Raw genomic sequence first — 365 nt, 5'->3', positions numbered from 1 at the left:
GTATCGAGCAATTTTTGCGGCTGTTCCGTTAAAAGAACAGCGATTGTATCGCTGCTCGGTTCCTCTAAAAACTTTAGAAGGCTGTTCGCCGCATTGACCGTCATTTGATCCGCATGGGAAATAATATACAGCTTTTTATGCGATTCCAAACCGGTCTTAGAAAACTCTTCCTGAAGCGCCTGGATTTGTCCCTTTTTAATGGAAAGGCCGTCCGGATGGACGACGTGTACGTCCGGATGGTTTCCAGATTCAATCCGCTGGCAGTTCCTGCATGACTCACATGGCTCTGCTCCATCTTCAAGGCAAAAAAAGCTTTTTGCCAGAAGGGTTGCCGCGTCTAATTTGCCCGTCCCTTTGCGCCCTTC

1 protein-coding gene is annotated in these 365 nt (G+C 48.2%); it reads right to left on the bottom strand.

The annotated features are described in order from the left end of the window. Positions 1-365, bottom strand: a 365-nt coding sequence (locus B0E34_RS22650) for a DNA polymerase III delta subunit-related protein (RefSeq protein ID WP_503327686.1), incomplete at both ends; no start/stop codon positions are given.

Source organism: Chryseobacterium mucoviscidosis, from assembly GCF_002177115.1.
In the GTDB taxonomy this organism is placed as follows: Bacteria; Bacteroidota; Bacteroidia; order Flavobacteriales; family Weeksellaceae; genus Chryseobacterium; species Chryseobacterium mucoviscidosis.
The sequence above is the reverse complement of the archived record's forward strand: the minus strand, read 5'-3'. Positions and strand labels throughout refer to the sequence as shown.